This is a genomic window from Cupriavidus gilardii (assembly GCF_008801915.1).
In the GTDB taxonomy this organism is placed as follows: domain Bacteria; phylum Pseudomonadota; class Gammaproteobacteria; order Burkholderiales; family Burkholderiaceae; genus Cupriavidus; species Cupriavidus gilardii.
This window is the reverse complement of record NZ_VZOV01000096.1, coordinates 1-450: the sequence shown is the minus strand read 5'-3', so window position 1 is coordinate 450 and position 450 is coordinate 1. Positions and strand designations below refer to the sequence as shown.

General features: G+C 41.3%; 1 protein-coding gene. It reads right to left on the bottom strand.

Features of this window, described 5'->3' with window-relative positions:
* The coding region (locus F7Q96_RS26615; protein WP_151023671.1) for an LOG family protein at positions 1 to 409 on the bottom strand (409 nt) is incomplete at its 3' end.
* Positions 410 to 450 lie beyond the last annotated feature (41 nt).

Here is a 450-nt window from a genome sequence, read left to right as displayed (position 1 = left end):
CAGCTACATTTAGAAAAGCACACGGCTTTTGATGAATACCTAATTGTGCCCATGTCCATTGTTCAAAGATTTCTTCCAATGTACCTGCCCCACCTGGTAAAGCAATAAAACCGTCCGACAGATCTGCCATTTTGGTTTTACGCTCATGCATATTTTCGACGACATATAATTTTGTCAGTCCAGGATGAGCTAACTCGCGATCAACTAAAGCACGAGGAATTACCCCAATGACCTGCCCGCCGGCTTGCAAAGCACTATCAGCAACAACACCCATTAAACCAGAACGGCCACCGCCATAAACGAGTGTTTTACCTTGTTTAGCAATAGCTTCACCGGTTAATTGAGCAATTTGTTGAAAGATTGGGTTTGAACCAAGAGATGAACCACAGAAAATACAAATTGAATTCATAGTATAAAAACCGTTTTATTGAACTGTCATGCTGACAAACT